Origin of the sequence: Micromonospora sp. DT201, assembly GCF_049841575.1 — a bacterium.
GTDB lineage: Bacteria > Actinomycetota > Actinomycetes > Mycobacteriales > Micromonosporaceae > Micromonospora.
The window spans coordinates 130,072-145,983 of record NZ_JBNCKP010000003.1 but is presented as its reverse complement, the minus strand read 5'-3'; the positions used below and the strand labels follow the sequence as shown (position 1 = coordinate 145,983).

General features: G+C 71.7%; 14 protein-coding genes. 7 read left to right on the top strand and 7 right to left on the bottom strand.

Going from position 1 to position 15,912, the window contains the following annotated elements:
* Positions 1-72 precede the first annotated feature (72 nt).
* From ACLQ28_RS07625 to ACLQ28_RS07610, 4 genes are all read left to right on the top strand, one after another.
* Positions 73-2,526 carry an ATP-binding protein gene (locus ACLQ28_RS07625; protein ID WP_425685486.1) on the top strand — a complete coding sequence of 818 codons (2,454 nt, stop codon included), beginning with the start codon at positions 73-75 and terminating at the stop codon, positions 2,524-2,526.
* Between the two features lie 12 nt (positions 2,527-2,538).
* Complete coding sequence (locus tag ACLQ28_RS07620; protein ID WP_425685485.1) at positions 2,539-2,904, top strand: carbohydrate kinase family protein; 366 nt, start codon at positions 2,539-2,541, stop codon at positions 2,902-2,904.
* A gap of 80 nt (positions 2,905-2,984) precedes the next feature.
* Entirely contained in the window at positions 2,985-3,869 is an 885-nt protein-coding gene (locus ACLQ28_RS07615) for an SMP-30/gluconolactonase/LRE family protein (RefSeq protein ID WP_425685484.1), read from the top strand.
* Positions 3,870-3,969: 100 nt separating this feature from the next.
* Positions 3,970-5,073: an L-dopachrome tautomerase-related protein gene (locus ACLQ28_RS07610; protein WP_425685483.1), complete on the top strand. Its 1,104-nt coding sequence runs from the start codon at positions 3,970-3,972 to the stop codon at positions 5,071-5,073.
* 23 nt (positions 5,074-5,096) lie between these two features.
* Here ACLQ28_RS07610 and ACLQ28_RS07605 read toward each other — a convergent pair whose 3' ends face one another.
* Positions 5,097-5,852 carry a dienelactone hydrolase family protein gene (locus ACLQ28_RS07605; protein WP_425685482.1) on the bottom strand — a complete coding sequence of 252 codons (756 nt, stop codon included), beginning with the start codon at positions 5,850-5,852 and terminating at the stop codon, positions 5,097-5,099.
* 240 nt (positions 5,853-6,092) lie between these two features.
* Here ACLQ28_RS07605 and ACLQ28_RS07600 point away from each other — a divergent pair, with 240 nt between their 5' ends.
* The 3 genes from ACLQ28_RS07600 to ACLQ28_RS07590 are packed head-to-tail and all read left to right on the top strand — an operon-like array spanning position 6,093 to position 7,515.
* Positions 6,093-6,515, top strand: coding sequence for a hypothetical protein (locus ACLQ28_RS07600; RefSeq protein ID WP_425685481.1), 423 nt, complete (start codon positions 6,093-6,095; stop codon positions 6,513-6,515).
* Entirely contained in the window at positions 6,512-7,015 is a 504-nt protein-coding gene (locus ACLQ28_RS07595; protein ID WP_425685480.1) for a universal stress protein, read from the top strand. Before ACLQ28_RS07600 ends, ACLQ28_RS07595 begins: the two co-directional genes overlap by 4 nt.
* Positions 7,012-7,515 carry an SAV_915 family protein gene (locus ACLQ28_RS07590; protein ID WP_425685479.1) on the top strand — a complete coding sequence of 168 codons (504 nt, stop codon included), beginning with the start codon at positions 7,012-7,014 and terminating at the stop codon, positions 7,513-7,515. Before ACLQ28_RS07595 ends, ACLQ28_RS07590 begins: the two co-directional genes overlap by 4 nt.
* A 37-nt stretch (positions 7,516-7,552) precedes the next feature.
* On the opposite strand, the gene ACLQ28_RS07585 is transcribed toward ACLQ28_RS07590, so the two are convergent.
* The 6 genes from ACLQ28_RS07585 to kdpF all read right to left on the bottom strand — a co-directional run bounded on the left by ACLQ28_RS07585 (position 7,553) and on the right by kdpF (position 15,700).
* Positions 7,553-8,233: a response regulator gene (locus tag ACLQ28_RS07585; protein WP_425685478.1), complete on the bottom strand. Its 681-nt coding sequence runs from the start codon at positions 8,231-8,233 to the stop codon at positions 7,553-7,555.
* The gene (locus tag ACLQ28_RS07580; protein WP_425685477.1) at positions 8,230-10,782 is read right to left on the bottom strand and encodes a DUF4118 domain-containing protein; all 2,553 of its coding nucleotides are present in this window, start codon (positions 10,780-10,782) and stop codon (positions 8,230-8,232) included. Before ACLQ28_RS07580 ends, ACLQ28_RS07585 begins: the two co-directional genes overlap by 4 nt.
* A 73-nt stretch (positions 10,783-10,855) precedes the next feature.
* Entirely contained in the window at positions 10,856-11,740 is an 885-nt protein-coding gene (locus ACLQ28_RS07575) for a potassium-transporting ATPase subunit C (protein ID WP_425685476.1), read from the bottom strand.
* Entirely contained in the window at positions 11,740-13,935 is a 2,196-nt protein-coding gene (gene kdpB / locus ACLQ28_RS07570; protein WP_425685475.1) for a potassium-transporting ATPase subunit KdpB, read from the bottom strand. The genes ACLQ28_RS07575 and kdpB overlap by 1 nt, the downstream gene beginning before the upstream one ends.
* A 20-nt stretch (positions 13,936-13,955) precedes the next feature.
* A complete protein-coding gene (kdpA, locus tag ACLQ28_RS07565) occupies positions 13,956-15,611 on the bottom strand; it encodes a potassium-transporting ATPase subunit KdpA (RefSeq protein WP_425685474.1) in 1,656 nt (551 codons plus the stop codon).
* A complete protein-coding gene (gene kdpF, locus ACLQ28_RS07560; RefSeq protein ID WP_036390805.1) occupies positions 15,611-15,700 on the bottom strand; it encodes a K(+)-transporting ATPase subunit F in 90 nt (29 codons plus the stop codon). Before kdpF ends, kdpA begins: the two co-directional genes overlap by 1 nt.
* Positions 15,701-15,912: the final 212 nt, after the last annotated feature.

Here is a 15,912-nt window from a genome sequence, read left to right as displayed (position 1 = left end):
GTGTGACCCAGGTCATCGTCGGTCCGCCGGCCGACCGTTCGCGCCGGTGGGGGTGATCTGCTCGACCCCACGGTGATCGGCGGCGGCAAGGACAAGACGCGGGGCGGCGGGGGCCCAGTTCCCGTCCGCCCCGAACGTCTGCGCGGACCCGTCGAGTTCGTCGGACGAGCGGCGGAGTTGGCCCAGCTACGCCGGCTCGTCGAAGCGCCGCCGTGCCTGATCCTGTTGGAGGGCGAGCCCGGGATCGGCAAGAGCCGGCTGGTCGCCGAACTGCTCGCCAAACTTCCCGGGCAGCACCTCGTCGGTGAGTGCGACGACGTGCCGGAGCCCTTCCCGCTCGGCGTACTGCTGGACGCGATCCGGGGCAGCGCCGACCGACTCGACGCACTCAGCCCGGTGGCCGGCGCCCTCGCACCGCTGCTACCCGAACTGGCGGACGCGCTACCCGACGCGCCGCCCCCGTTGACCGACCCGGCGGCCGAGCGGCACCGCCTGCTCAGGGCCGTCGCCGCAGTGCTGGCCGCGCTGGGTCCCGCCACGCTGCTGCTCGAAGACCTGCACTGGGCTGACCCGGCGACCTGCGAGTTCCTCGGCTACCTGAGCACCCACCCGGTCGACGGGCTGGCGGTGGTGCTGACCGCCCGCACGCCGACGCCGGGAGGCAGTACGCCGATCCACGACGCGTTGGCGCGGACTCCACCGTGGAGTGTCACCCGGGTGGCGCTCAACCCGTTGGACGCCGACGACGTACGCCGGTTGGCCGCCCGGACCCTGCGGCTCGACGACCCGCCGCAGCAACTGACGGCGACCCTGCTCGACCGCACCGCCGGCATCCCGTTCGTGGTCGAGGAGGTGCTGCGTACGCTCGCCGAGCGGGGTGGCGACCCGTTGGCGGACGACAGCGTCCCGTTCGTCCTGCGGGACGTGCTGCTCTGGCGGCTACGTCCGCTCGACGAGGCCACCCGGGAGGTGCTTGGCGCCGCTGCCGTGCTGGGGCTGGCACCGGATCAGCGCATCCTCGCCTCGGCGCTCAGCCTGGACCGGGTGGCGGTCGGCGCGGCGATGACCGTGGCGCATCGGGCGGGCCTGCTGCACGACGCCGGGGACGGCCTGCGGTTCCGCCACGACCTGGCCCGACAGGTGGTGTACGACCTGGTGCCCCGGGAGAGCCGCGAGTGGCTGCACCTGCGGATCGCACGGGTGCTGGAGCAGGAGCTGCCGAGGCCGGTCGCCCAACTGGCGCACCACTACCGCAGAGCCGGCAGCGGTGCCGACTTCGTCCGCAACGCCGAAGCGGCCGCCGACCTGGCGACCGAGCGCGGCGACGACGCCACCGCCGCCAGCTTCCTGCTCCAGACAATGGACGTCGCCGAGCTTCCCCGGCCGGTACGGGTGCGGCTCGCCGCCAAGCTGGGCCGCTCGGCCATCGACGGGCTCAGCCAGGCGGAGGCGATCCCGGTGCTGGAACGGCTGCTCGCGGACCGACGGTTGCCGCCCGGAGCCCGGGGCGAGCTGGGTCTGGTACTCGGGCGGATGCTGCGCCAGCAGGGCGAGGCGCTGCGCGGGTACACCGAGATCGAGCGCGCGGTGCCGTACCTGCGTGCACCGCGCCGCAAAGCCCCGGCGCTCGCGGTGCTCGCGGCCCCGGACACCGTCGTCGGCCGGCACATCGACGACCACCTGGCCCGCTGCGCGGAGGCGGAGAGCGCCGCAGCGGCCAGCGGGGACCCGGGGGCGCACCTCGCGGTCCGTATCGCCCGAGCCTCGCTGCTACTGGAACTGGGCGACCTGACCGCCTGGACGATCATCTCGGAGCTTCGGGCGTCCGCAGAGTTGGCCGACCGGCCCCGCGAGCATGCCCGGGCCTGTCTGAACTGGGCGCAGGGCGCGTTGCACGCCGGGCACCCGGAGCAGGCGGAAACGCTCCTGGCGGCCGGCCGGGCGCTGGTCGACGAGACCGGGTACGAGCGGCTGACCGCCCTGGTGGAGGCGACCGAGCTGTCGCTGGACCGGGCCGCCGGGCGGCTGGACGGGCTCGCCGATCGGCTCACCCGGCTGGTCGCCAGCACTGAGCGGATGCCGGTCACCCTGCTCGACGCGCGGGCCGAACTGGCGACCGTGCTGGCGCGTACCGCCGCCACCGCAACCTCCGCCGGGGACAGCGAGGGCGGCGACCAGATGGAGTTGGCCGAACGGACGCTGCGCGAGGTGGTGGCCGACGCCCGGCGGGTCGGCGCGATCTGGCCGCTGGTGCAGGCGCTCTCGGCGCTGGCCCGGCTGACGCTGGACGGGAGGCCGGACGAGGCCGTCCGGCACGCGACGGATGCGCTGACGCTGGTACGCGGAAAGGGCATCCTGGCGTGGGCCGCCGAGGCCGTGCTGGTGCTGGCGGAGGCCGCCGCCACAGCGGGTGACCCGGCGCGGGCCGCGGCAGCGGTGACCGAGCTGGAGGTCGGGATCGCGGGCCGCGACGCGCCACTCGCCCTGGCCACCCTGCGCCGGTGCCGGGAACTCGTGCCCAGCTGAGCCGACCCGCTGGTGGTCGCCTCCGACGACGTGCTGGCCGTGCTGACCGACGCGACCGACCCGGTCGCGGCGCTACTCTCAGCCGGCGTGACCGAGGTCGTGGTCAAGCACGGCGCCGGTGGGGCGACCAGCCACCGCGCGGCCGGCACGGTGCACCGTCCAACCCGGACAGTGCCGGTGGACACCGTCGGCGCGGGCGACGCCTTCGTGGCCGGGCTGCTCTCCGCCTGGCTCGACGGCGTCGACGCGCCAGCCCGGCTGGACCGGGCGGTCACCACCGGCGCATTCGCAGTCGCCACCCGGGGCGACTGGGAGGGCCTGCCCGACCGGGCAGAGCTGACGCTGCTCGACCACGGACCCGGCGGTACCGTCCGCTGAGCGGTGCGGCGGCACGGCTGCCGATCACCGCTGACCGGTGTGGCCACCGACCGCCGCCGGAGAACGTTTGGAGGAGCGAGATGGAGCTGACCGAACCAACCGTCTGGAGCACCGACCGGTTGGAGCTTGGCGAAGGGCTGCGCTGGGTCGACGACCGGCTGGTCCTCGTCGACCTGCTGGCCGGACGGCTGCTGGAGACCGGCGGCGACGCGCCGGGTCCGCTGCGGGAGCTGCGCCGCCTCGACGTTCCGCTGGGCGCGGTCGCCCCGGTGGCCGACCGGCCCGGCGACTGGCTGGCAGCCGCCGGGACCGGCGTCACCCTGCTGCCCGCCACCGGGGACTCCCGATCGGTCGCCGACCTGGTCGCCGACGCGCCTGAGCCGACCCGGATGAACGACGCCGTCGCTGACCCGCACGGCCGATTCTGGGCCGGCAGCATGACGTACGCCGCGGTGCCCGGCGGAGGCACGCTCTACCGATTGGCACCGGGCGCGACGCCGGTGCCCGCGGTGACCGGGCTGACCATCCCGAACGGGCCGGCGTTCGACGCAGCCGGCACCACCATGTACCTGGCCGACACGCCGCGCGGCGAGGTCGACCGGTTCACCGTCGACCCCGACACCGGGGCCCTGCACGGACGGGAGCCGTTCCTACGGCTGTCCCCGGCCGACGGCGGCCCGGACGGCATGACGGTCGACGCGGAGGGTCACCTCTGGATCGCGTTCTGGGGCGGCGCGGCGGTACGCCGTTACCGGCCCGACGGCACGCTGGAACGGGAGATCCAGCTACCGGCGAAGCAGCCCGCCGGCATCTGCCTGGGCGGCCCCGACCTGCGCCGACTCTTCATCGGCACCGCCCGCGTGGGGCTGACTGCGGCGGGCCCGGTGGACGGCGCGCTGCTCGCGGTGGACGTCCCGGTCCCCGGCCTGCCCGCCGCACACGCCACCGCCCCCGAGGCCGGCTGACCGGAGGCATATCGGACGCCAGGGCGGGAATAACCGCACCGGAGCGGCGACGGGCCGGCCGGACAGGGGGCGGGACGATGGACAGCGTGGGGCGGGCGTCATGAACGGGCCGGTCGGCGACGAGCCGCTCGGCGAGCTGGAGCTGGTGCACACCTTCACCGGCCCGATGCCGACCGGGGTGAGCGTCTCGCACCGGGGCCGGATCTTCGTCAACTTCCCGAAGTGGGGCGACGAGGTGCCGGCCACCGTCGTCGAGTTGCGGGACGGCCGGGAGGTGCCCTACCCCGACCAGGCGTGGAACGACCCGTCCGGTGCCGACGACGCGGGCGCGTTCGTGTCGGTGCAGAGCATCGTCGTGGACCCGGCCGACCGACTCTGGGTGCTGGACACCGGCAGCCCCATGTTCCAGCCGACGAAGCCGGGCGGCCCGAAACTGGTCCGGGTCGACCTGGACACCAACACGGTCGCCCAGGTGATCACCTTCCCGGCGGACGTGGCGCTGCCGACGACGTACCTCAACGATGTCCGCTTCGACCTGCGGCGCGGCGAGTCGGGGGTCGCGTACATCACCGACTCGGCGGCCTCTGGGCCGAACGGGATCATCGTCGTGGACCTGGCCAGCGGGGCCTCGTGGCGGCGGCTGCACGACCACCCGTCCACCAAGGCGGAGCCGCTGGCGTCGTTCCGCCCGGTGGTGGAGGGCCGGCCGTTCCTCGAACGGCCGGCGGACGGGCCGCCGAAGCCGGTGACCATGGGCTCCGACGGCATCGCCATCTCGGCCGACGGCAACCGGCTGCACTACTGCCCGCTGGCGTCCCGGCGTTGGTACAGCGTGTCCACCGAGGCGCTGGCCGACCCGGGCGTCAACCAGGAGGCGGCCGCGGCGACCGTCGTCGACGAGGGCGACAAGGGCACCGCCTCGGACGGGTTGGAATCCGACGACGCGGGGCGGCTCTACCTCACCTCGTACGAGCACAACGCGGTGCTGCGCCGGCTGCCGGATGGCGAGTACGAGACAGTGGTCCACGACCCACGACTGCTCTGGCCGGACACCATGTCGGTGGCCGTCGACGGGTACCTCTACGTCACCGCCAACCAACTGCACCGGCAGGCGCAGTACCAGCGCGGCCAGGATCTACGACGCAAGCCGTACGCGCTGTTCCGCACCCGCATCGACGCCGGCCCGGTGCTGCTGCGCCGCTGACCGCGGCGCCGCAGCAGCACCCCTCAGGTGGTCGGCAGGGTGCGGTCCAGCAGGTCGAACAGGGCGACCCAGTGCCGCTCGGTGGCCTGCTCGTGGTACATCGGGGTGTCTGCCATGGTGAAGCCGTGGGGGGCACCCTCGTACAGCTCGGAGCGGTATCGCACGCCAGCGGCGTCGAGTGCCTTCTCCAGGGTGGCGATCTGCTCGGGCGTCATCGACTGGTCCTGGTCGGCGTGCCCGAAGTACACCTCGCCGGTGATCGAGTCGACGCCCAGGTGTGGGCTGTCCGGCGCGTCGGTGACGATGCGCCCGCCGTGGAAGCTGGCGATCGCGGCGATGCGGTCCGGGTGCGCCTCGATGGCCCGCAGCGCGTTCGTGCCGCCCATGCAGTAACCGGTGATCGCGACCGGACCTGGCCGGACGTCGTCGCGGGCGGCAAGGAAGTCGAGGTACGCGGTGGTGTCCCGGCTGATCACGTCGGGGGTCAACGCGCTGATCAGCGGCATGATCTTCTCGAAGAGCGCACCGCGCTGATCTGGTTCGGCGAGCGGGGACAGGTCGAACAGCGGCGCCCGGCCAGCCCGGTAGAACAGGTTGGGCGTCAGCACCAGGTAACCCCGGGCCGCAATGTGCTCCGCCATCTCCACCAGGCGCGGGCGCGACCCGAAGGCGTCCATGAAGAGCAGCACCGCCGGGAACGGGCCGTTGCCATCGGGCCGGCTGAGGGACGCGTCCGCGACCCCGTCACCTGTCTGAATGTCCACCGTCGTCGTCTGCACCGGGCCTCCTCGTACGCGAGTTGTTGATCGTCAAGAACGCTACTCCCTGCGCAGCCGGACTTTCTCGACTCCCAACCGGGGACCGCCGATCCGTGGACAAGAGCGGCTGGTGGGCGTGCGGTTCCCCGGCAACTGACATGGGCGCGCGTCGCGTGAACGCGGCGTCAAGAAATGGCGGTGGCCCGTCGCAACGGCGTATCGGCAGGTGCACCTCAGTCGCTCGGTGGTGACGATGGGTCCATGAGTCCTTGGCGGATGACACGCTGGGAACGCGGAGACCTGCCACCCGGCACCGACACGGGCGGCAGCCCCGGCGAGCAGCCGACGCCCCCCGCGACCAGGGCCGACGAGCCCACACGCCGGCACGAGGCGCTGGTCAGCGTCCGGCTCGGCCCGTCCGCACCCGGCAGCCACCTGGTGGAGTACCTGCGGCACGAGCCCTGCGCCGTCGACGCGTGGTGGATCGCCGCCGACGTCGACGCCGTGGTGCGGCTCTCCGCCGACAGCATGACCGTGCTGCACCGCGCGGTGGCGGACCTGCGCCGCCGCGCCGGGGTCGAGGTGGCGGTGGCGAACTACATCCTCCGCGCGCTCGACCTGACCACGATGGCGGACCCGCGTACCGCGAAGGACGCCCCCGCGTTTGTGGTGCCCGCAGCATGAACGGCCCAGCAGTCACCCGACGGATCGTGGTGGGCGTCGACCGGTCGTTCGCCGGGATGCAGGCACTGCGCCGCGCGGTGCAGTTGGCCCGCCGCGACGGCGCGCAGTTGGACGCCGTACGCGCGTGGGTCTTCGCGCCGACCTGGCGGCCAGGCACGCTGACCTGGCGCTGGCAGGACGAGTGCGACCGGGCGGCCCAGGTCTACCTGCGCGGCGTCTTCGACGCGGCACTCGGTGGCCTGCCCCGGGACCTGGCCGTGCGGCTGGTGGTGACCCAGGGGTACGCCGGGCAGGTGCTTGTCGACCATGCGCACCGGGAGTCCGACGTGCTCGTCCTCGGCAGCCCGGAACGCGGCCGGTTCGGCCGGTCGCGCGGGCACGTCACCCGGTACTGCGTGGAACGGGCGACCGTGCCAGTCATCGCGGTGCCCGCCCCGCCCTGGGCCCGGGCCGCGACGATCCGCCGCTTTGCCCACGACCTCGAACGATTCAGCCGATGACCGCCGCTGCTGCGGCACAACCGATGACCGCCGCTGCTGCGGCACAACCGATGACCGCCGCCAGAACGACGGCACGAATGGAAAGGACCAACCCGATCATGGACGAGGCCCCGATAATCTACGCCGTTCCGGTGCGCGATCTGCCGGGACGGCTGGTGCGGACGGTGCGAACCGGCCGTTCGCCACAGGGGCACCGGGTGGGCATCGCCTTCACCCGACCGGAGCTGCTGATCGCCGCGATGGGCGCGGATCAGCCGTGGGAAGAGCTGTGCGAGTCCGCACTGCGCGGCATGCTGCGACCGCTCGGCATCGACGTGATCCAGGTCGACCCGCTGCTGGTTGCGCCGGCGCTCGACCCGAGCGTCGGCGACCGCGCCGCGCCGACCGTGCCGGCCCGGATTCCGGCCGCGCCCGTCGACCCGCGGCCTGCGGCACGCCCGATCCCGATCGGCACCGGAGTCCCGATCGGCACCGGACCGGTCTTCGCTCAGGGCCGGTAGAGCGATCTTCGCTCAGGGCCGGTAGAGCGATCTTCGCTCAGGGCCGGTAGCGGTAGCCCATTCCCGGCTCGGTGATGAGATGGCGGGGGCGGGCCGGGTCGTCCTCCAACTTGCGCCGCAGCTGAGCCAGGTACTGCCGCAGGTAGTTGGTCTCGTTCTGGTATTCCGGCCCCCACACGTCCTGCAGGAGCTGGCGCTGGCTGACCAGCTTGCCGGGGTGGCGCAGCAGCTTCTCCAGCACGCTCCACTGGGTGGGGGTCAGCTTGACCTCGGTGCCGTCGTCCCGCAGCACGCTGTGGTCGGCCAGGTCGACGGTGTGCTGGCCGATCCGCAGTGCCGACACCGCCTCACTGGGCGTGCCGAGGCGGCGGGTCACCGCGCGGATGCGGGCCAGCAGCTCCTCCACCCCGAACGGCTTGGTGACGTAGTCGTCCGCACCAGCGTCGAGCGCCGCGACCTTGTCCTCGCTGCCGGCCCGGCCGGAGAGCACGATGATCGGCACGGCGGTCCATCCGCGTAGGCCCCGGATCACCTCCACCCCGTCGATGTCGGGTAGGCCGAGGTCCAGCACCACCAGGTCGGGCGGGTGGCTGGCGGCGGCCTTCAGCGCAGCGGCACCGGTCGCGGCGATGTCCACCTCGTAGCGGCGGGCGCGCAGGTTGATCCGCAGGGCGCGCAGGATCTGCGGTTCGTCGTCGACGACCAGGATTCGCGTCATTCCTGCGGCCCTTCCGAGCTGGTCTGCGCGGCTGCCGGCAGCCGCAGCACCATGGTGAGCCCACCGCCGGGGGTGGTCTCGGGGGTGATGCTGCCACCCATCGCTTCGGCCAACCCGCGGGACAGGGCAAGACCGAGACCGACACCGGTCTGGTTGTCCCGATCACCGAGGCGTTGGAACGGCAGGAAGACGTGCTCCCACTGCTCCTCCGGGATGCCCGGCCCTCGGTCGATCACCCGTAGCTCGACCTGGCCGGCGTGCGCGCTGGCGGTGATCGTGGGGGGCTGGCCGGGCGGGCTGTAGCGCAGCGCATTGGCGATGATGTTGACCAGCACCCGTTCCAGCAGGCCCGGGTCGGCGGTGGCGGCCGGCAGGTCGGCCGGGATGTCCGTGCCGACGGTCGCGGCCGCCGGGCCAAGTTCGTCCAACGCCAGGGGTACGGCGTCCTCCAGGCCGATCGCAGTCTCCGTGATGCCGAGGACGCCGGCTTGAAGTCGGCTCATGTCCAGGAGGTTGGCGACCAGCCGGGCGAGGCGGTCCAGCGACTCCTCGGCGGTTTCCAGCAACTCCTCGCGGTCGTGCTCGTCGAATTCGATGTCGTGGCTGCGCAGGCTGGTCACGGCCGCCTTCGCGGACGCCAGCGGCGTACGCAGGTCGTGGCTGACCGCGGCGAGCAGCGCGGTGCGCATCCGGTCCGCGGCGGCGAGGGGTCGAGCGGTGGCGGCCTCCTCGGCGAGTCGTTCCTGACGGAGCGCGACGGCGGCCTGGGCGGCGAACGCCTCGACGATCCGCCGGTCGGCGGCCTCCAACCGTCGACCGCAGAGGACGACGGTGATCCGGTCGTCGACCGGTACCGCCGTCTCACCACTTTCGGGGGTGCAGGGCGGCTGATCGCCGACGCTGGCCACGACACCCCAGGCGTGCTCCTCGCGGGCCCGCTCCGGGCGTCCGCTGGCGTCCTCGGCCAGCTCCAGGACGCTCACCGCGCGCAGCCCGAAGGTTTCCCGAAGCTGTTCCAGGAGTGCGGGCAGTGGTCGTTCGCCGCGCAACACGCCACCGGCGACGGCGGCGAGGGTCTGCGCGTCGGCGGCGGCGCGCGCGGCCTCCCGCGTACGACGGGCGGCAACGTCGACGACCCAGCTCACCGCCAATGCCACACCGACGAAGACGGCCAGGGCGAGCAGGTTGTCCGCCTGGGCGATGGTCAACGTGCGGTAGGGCGGGGTGAAGAACCAGTTGAGCAGCAGGGAACCGCCCAGTGCGGCGACAAGCGCCGGCCATACCCCGCCGACCAGCGCCACCCCGACGACCCCGGCGAGGAACAGCAGGATGTCGTTGGTAATCGTCAGGTCGGGCAGAGTTTTCAACAGCAGGGTGAGCAGCGGCACGCCCAGCACGGCCAGTGCGAAGCCGAGCAGCCGCCGACGCCGGGACAGCGCCGCCGGGACGGCTGCCGCCCGACGACCCTTGCCGGCCTGCTTGTGGGTGACCAGGTGCACGTCGATCGACCCGGAGAGCGCGGTGGTGGTCACCCCGACACCCCGGGCGAAGAGCTGCGCGAAGCGACCCCGCCGGCTGGCGCCGAGCACCAGCTGGGTGGCGTTCACGCCCTGGGCGAAGTCCAGCAGCGCGGCCGGCACGTCGGTGCCGAGCACCTGGTGGTAGGTGCCACCGAGGCTCTCCACCAGCACCCGCTGGCGGGCCAGTTGGGCCGGGTCGGCACCGGCCAGACCGTCACTGCGGGCCACGTGGACGGCGAGCAGGTCGGCGCCCTTGCTGCGGGCCGCGACCCGGGCCGCGCGGCGGATCAGCGTCTCGCCCTCCGGGCCGCCGGTCAACGCGACAACGACCCGTTCCCGGGCCTCCCAGGTGGCGGCGATGCCCTGCTGGCTGCGGTAGCGGTCGAGCTGCTCGTCGACCTTGTCCGCCAGCCACAGCAGCGCAAGCTCGCGCAGCGCGGTGAGGTTGCCGACCCGGAAGTAGTTGCCGAGCGCGGCGTCGATCTTGTCGGGTCGGTAGATGTTTCCGTGCGCCATCCGTCGGCGCAGCGCCTCGGGGGTCATGTCGACAAGCTCGACCTGCTCGGCGGCGCGGACGATCTCGTCCGGCACGGTCTCCCGCTGGGTAGTGCCGGTGATCTGGGCGACGACGTCGTTGACGGACTCCAGGTGCTGCACGTTGACCGTGGACAGCACGTCGATCCCCGCGTCGAGCAACTCCTGGACGTCCTGCCAACGCTTGTCGTGGCGGGAACCGGGCACGTTGCTGTGCGCCAACTCGTCGACCACCGCGACTTCCGGGCGGCGGGCCAGCACCGCGTCCAGGTCCATCTCGGTGAACTCGGCGCCGCGGTAGTCCATCGTGCGGCGAGGCACCTGCTCGATGTCGCCGAGCATCGCGGCGGTGTGCTGGCGGCCGTGGGTCTCCACGAAGCCGATCACCACGTCGGTGCCGCGGGCGGCACGCCGCTGGGCCTCCTCCAACACGGCGTATGTCTTGCCGACGCCGGGGGCGGCCCCGAGATAGATGCGCAGTTCTCCGCGTGCCACGGGGTCCATTCTCCCTGGTCAGAATTGCCGGGCGGGGCCGTGCCGGTTGGCACGGCCCCGCCTGCGATTGTGCTCAGCGCGCCGCGAACTGCTTGTCGAGCGCGATGTTGAGCTCCAGCACGTTGACCCCCGGCTCACCCATGAAGCCGAGCGCTCGGCCGCTGGTGTGCTCGTCGATCAGCTTCCGGACCGCAGCCGGGTCCGTGCCGCGCTCTCGCGCGACCCGGTTCACCTGCAGCTCGGCGTACGCCGGGCTGATCTGCGGGTCGAGGCCGCTGGCGCTGGCGGTGACCGCGTCGGCGGGCACTGCCGGGTCGGCGGGCGCGTCGCCCCGGATCGGAGTGACCACACCACCGTCGGCCACGTAGTCCTCGCCGGGCTGGGCGAGCTCCACCGCAACCCCCTCGTACGAGGTGATGAACGGGGTGGCCGGGGCGGCCTGGTTGACGCTGACCACCCGGGTGACCGGGCCGGTCAGACCGTTGGCGCGGAAGACCGCAAGCACGGCACCCAGCCCGTCGTCGGTGCAGAACGGGCGCCGGCCGTCGACGCCGTTGAGCTCGCCGACGGACTTGCTGCGCCCGCACACCTGGGTGAGCAGGCTTTCGCTGGACTCCTCCGGGTCGGTGGCGATGGTGTCGACCACGCTCTCCGGGCCCAGGTTGCTGGCCGAGGTGGCGGTCGGGTCGTACCCGTTGGCACCGGCGGCGGAGGGGCGGGACTGGAAGTAGCGGGCGATGGGGTTGCCGTCCGCGTCGGTGAAGGACTGGCCGATCAGCGAGCTGCCGATCGTCGTCCCGCCCGAGGAGATGAGCGAGCCGTCGGCCTTGTGGTTGAGGCCGGGCAGCTGACCGACCGCTACCAGGGCCAGCGGGTAGACCAGGCCGAGCAGCACGGTGAAGACGAGCACAGCGCGCAGAGCGGCGAGGTGTTGGGAGAGCCAGTTGGGTAGGCGCATCACGAAATCCCCGGGATGAACTGGATGAGCAGGTCAATGAGCTTGATCCCGATGAACGGCACGATGATGCCGCCCAGTCCGTACACCAGCAGGTTGCGGCTGAGCAGCTTCGACGCGGCGGCCGGCCGGTACCGCACGCCCCGCAGGGCGAGCGGGATCAGCGCGATGATCACCAGGGCGTTGAAGATGACCGCGGACAGGATCGCCGACTCCGGGCTGGACAGCCGCATGATGTTCAGCGCGTCCAGGCTCGGGTAGAGGCCGGCGAACATGGCCGGAATGATCGCGAAGTACTTCGCGATGTCGTTGGCGATGCTGAACGTGGTCAAGGCACCGCGGGTGATCAGCAACTGCTTGCCGATCTCCACGATCTCGATCAGCTTCGTCGGGTCGGAGTCGAGGTCGACCATGTTGCCGGCCTCCTTGGCGGCCGACGTACCGGTGTTCATCGCCACCCCGACGTCGGCCTGGGCGAGCGCCGGCGCGTCGTTGGTGCCGTCACCGGTCATCGCGACCAGCCGACCACCCTCCTGCTCCCGCTTGATCAGCGCGAGCTTGTCCTCCGGCGTCGCCTCGGCCAGGAAGTCGTCCACCCCGGCCTCGTCGGCGATCGCCTTCGCGGTACGCGGGTTGTCACCGGTGATCATCACGGTCCGGATGCCCATCCGGCGCATCTCGTCGAACCGCTCCCGCATACCGGACTTGACGACGTCCTTCAGGTGGATGACGCCCAGGGCGCGGGCGGGCTCACCGTCGACGTGCTCGGCGACGACCAGCGGGGTGCCGCCGGTGCTGCTGATCCCGTCCACGATTTCGCCGACCTGCTCGGTCGGGTGTCCGCCGTTCTCGCGTACCCACTTCATCACCGCGGCTGCGGCACCCTTGCGGACCCGGCGGCCCTTTCCGGCGGCCCCAGCGTCCACGCTGGCCTCCGGGGTCAGGTCGACGCCGCTCATCCGGGTCTGCGCGGTGAACGGTACGAAGGTGGCGTGCGGCATCACGCCGGGCTCGCGCTCGCGCAGCCCGAACTCGTTCTTCGCCAGGACGACCACCGAGCGCCCCTCCGGGGTCTCGTCGGCCAGGCTGGACAGTTGCGCGGCGTCGGCCACGGCCTCGGCGGTGACCCCTTCGACAGGTACGAACTCGGCGGCCTGCCGGTTGCCCAGCGTGATGGTGCCGGTCTTGTCGAGCAGGAGGGTGTTGACGTCGCCGGCCGCCTCGACGGCCCGGCCGCTCATGGCCAGGACGTTGCGCTGCACCAGCCGGTCCATGCCGGCGATGCCGATGGCGGAGAGCAGCGCTCCGATGGTGGTGGGGATCAGGCAGACCAGCAGCGAGATCAGCACCACCCCGGTGACGCCGGAGCCGGTGATCGCGCCGGTGTCCGGCGCGGCCGCCTGGTACGCCTTGGAGAAGATGGCCAGGGGCTGGAGGGTGACCACGGCCAGCAGGAAGATGATCGTGAGCGCGGCGAGCAGGATGTTCAGCGCGATCTCGTTCGGCGTCTTCTGCCGGTTGGCACCCTCGACCAGGGCGATCATCCGGTCGATGAAGCTCTCGCCCGGCTTCTGGGTGATCTTCACGACGATCCGGTCGGAGAGCACCTTGGTGCCACCGGTGACCGCGCTGCGGTCACCACCGGACTCGCGGATGACCGGGGCCGACTCGCCGGTGATGGCGGACTCGTCGACGCTGGCGATGCCCTCGACGATGTCGCCGTCACCGGGGATGATGCCGCCCGTCTCGACCAGCACGAAGTCGCCCTGGCGCAGTTCCGACGCGGGTATGGCCTCATCGCGGTAGGCGTTGGCCTTCGCGCCGGGCTTCCAGTCGATCAGGCGCGTGGCGATGGTGTCCTTCTTCGCCTGCCGCAGCGTCGCGGCCTGGGCCTTGCCCCGGCCCTCGGCGACCGCTTCGGCCAGGTTGGCGAAGACCACGGTCAGCCAGAGCCAGATGGTGATCGCCCAGGCGAACACCGACGGGTCGGTCACCGCCAGGACGGTGGTGAAGGCCGCGCCGACCTCCACGAGCAGCATCACCGGGTTGCGCCACAGCGTGGTCGGGTTGAGCTTGCGGACCGCGTCCGGCAGGGACCGGATCAACTGCTTGGGGTCGAGCAGGCCCCCGCCGATCCGGTTGCCCTGGGTGGCGGGCGTGCCGGGGAGTTGCTCTGTTGGGGCGGACGTGACGGACATGTCCTCGTTCCTCATGATGGTCAGAGCCCCTCTGCCAGCGGACCGAGCGCGAGCGCGGGCAGGAAGGTCAGCGCGACGAGGACCACCGTGACGCCGACGACCATGCCGATGAACAGCGGTCGGTGGGTCGGCAGGGTGCCCTCGGACGCAGGGGTGGGTGCTTGGCGGGCCAGCGAGCCGGCCAGCGCGAGCACGAAGATGATCGGCAGGAAGCGACCCAGCAGCATGCACAACCCGAGCGCGGTGTCCCACCAGGTGGTGTTGACCGTGATGCCGCCGAAGGCGGAGCCGTTGTTGTTGCTGGCCGAGGTGAACGCGTACAGCACCTCGGAAAGGCCGTGCGGGCCGACGTTGAGCGCGGTGGAGTTGTTGCCGGTGCCGAACGCGGCCGCCGTACCGACCAGCACCAGGATCGGCGTGATCAGGAAGTAGAGCGAGGCGAACTTGATCTCCCGCGCGCCGATCTTCTTGCCCAGGTACTCGGGGGTGCGGCCCACCATCAGGCCAGCCACGAAGACCGTGATCACCGCGAGGATGAGCAGGCCGTACATACCGGAACCGGTACCGCCCGGCGCTACCTCGCCGAGCATCATGTTGACCATGGTCATCATGCCGCCGAGCGAGGTGAACGAGTCGTGGAACGAGTTCACCGCACCGGTCGAGGTCAGCGTGGTGGCGGCGGCGAAGGTGGCCGAGTTCGACACGTCGAACCGCACCTCCTTGCCCTCCATGGCCGCGCCGATCGCCTGCGGCACCGTGCCGTGGCCGGCCAACTCGAAGACGTTGGTGATGGCGACGCTGATGAACGCGAGGATGCCCATCACCGCGGCGATGGCGTAGCCCTGCCGGTTCTGCCCGACCATCCGGCCGAAGACCCGGGGCAGGCTGAACGGGATCAGGAGGATCAGGAAGATCTGCAGCCAGTTCGTCCAGGCGGTGGGGTTCTCGAACGGGTGCGCGCTGTTGACGTTGTAGAAGCCGCCACCGTTGGTGCCCAGCTCCTTGATCACTTCCTGGCTGGCGACCGGACCACCGGTGATGGTCTGGGTGCCGCCGGTCAGCGTGCTCACGTCGGTGCCGGCCGAGAGGTTCTGCACCGCCCCGCCGATCATCAGCGCGATCGCGCCGAGCACGGCGATCGGCAGCAGGATCCGCAGCACGATCCGGATCAGGTCGACCCAGAAGTTGCCGAGCTGCCCGGTGCGGCTGCGGGCGAAGCCGCGTACGAGCGCGACCGCCACCGCGATGCCGACCGCCGCAGACACGAAGTTCTGCACGGCCAGACCGGCCATCTGCACCAGGTGGCCCATCGTCGACTCACCCGAGTACGACTGCCAGTTGGTGTTGGTCACGAACGAGACGGCCGTGTTCCACGCGCCGTGCGGCACCACCGGATCGAAGCCCAGGGACAGCCACAGGTGGTTTTGCACCCGCTGGAACAGGTACAGGAACAGGATCGAAACCCCGGAGAACGCCAGCACGCTGCGGGCGTACACGCCCCAGCTCTGCTCGGCTGCCGGGTTGACTCCGACCAGTCGGAAGATCCCCCGCTCGACCTTCGACTGCTTCGTGCCGGAGACCGCCCGGAACATGTAGTCGCCGAACGGCTTGTATACGGCGACCAGGGCGGCCACCAGCGTCAGCACAAAGATGACGCCTGCTGTTGTCATGGTCATCAGAAGCGCTCCGGAAACAACAGGGCGAACACCAGGAACGCGCCCAGGACGATCGCGAGCACCAGACCGACGGCGTTTACCGCGTTCACAGCTTCTCCACCGCCCGGACCACCAGGGCGAGCACTGCGAACAGCGCCACCGTCAGGACCACGAACACCACGTCAGACACGCTGACTCCTCATACCGGAAAGGTTCGTCGCGACCGCCTTCCGGTCGCGCCGGGCAATCAAAGCCCCACCACCTGCCGGACGACAGGGGTCATAACGCGACCATGACGGAGGCGAACCTTTTCTTGACGTGG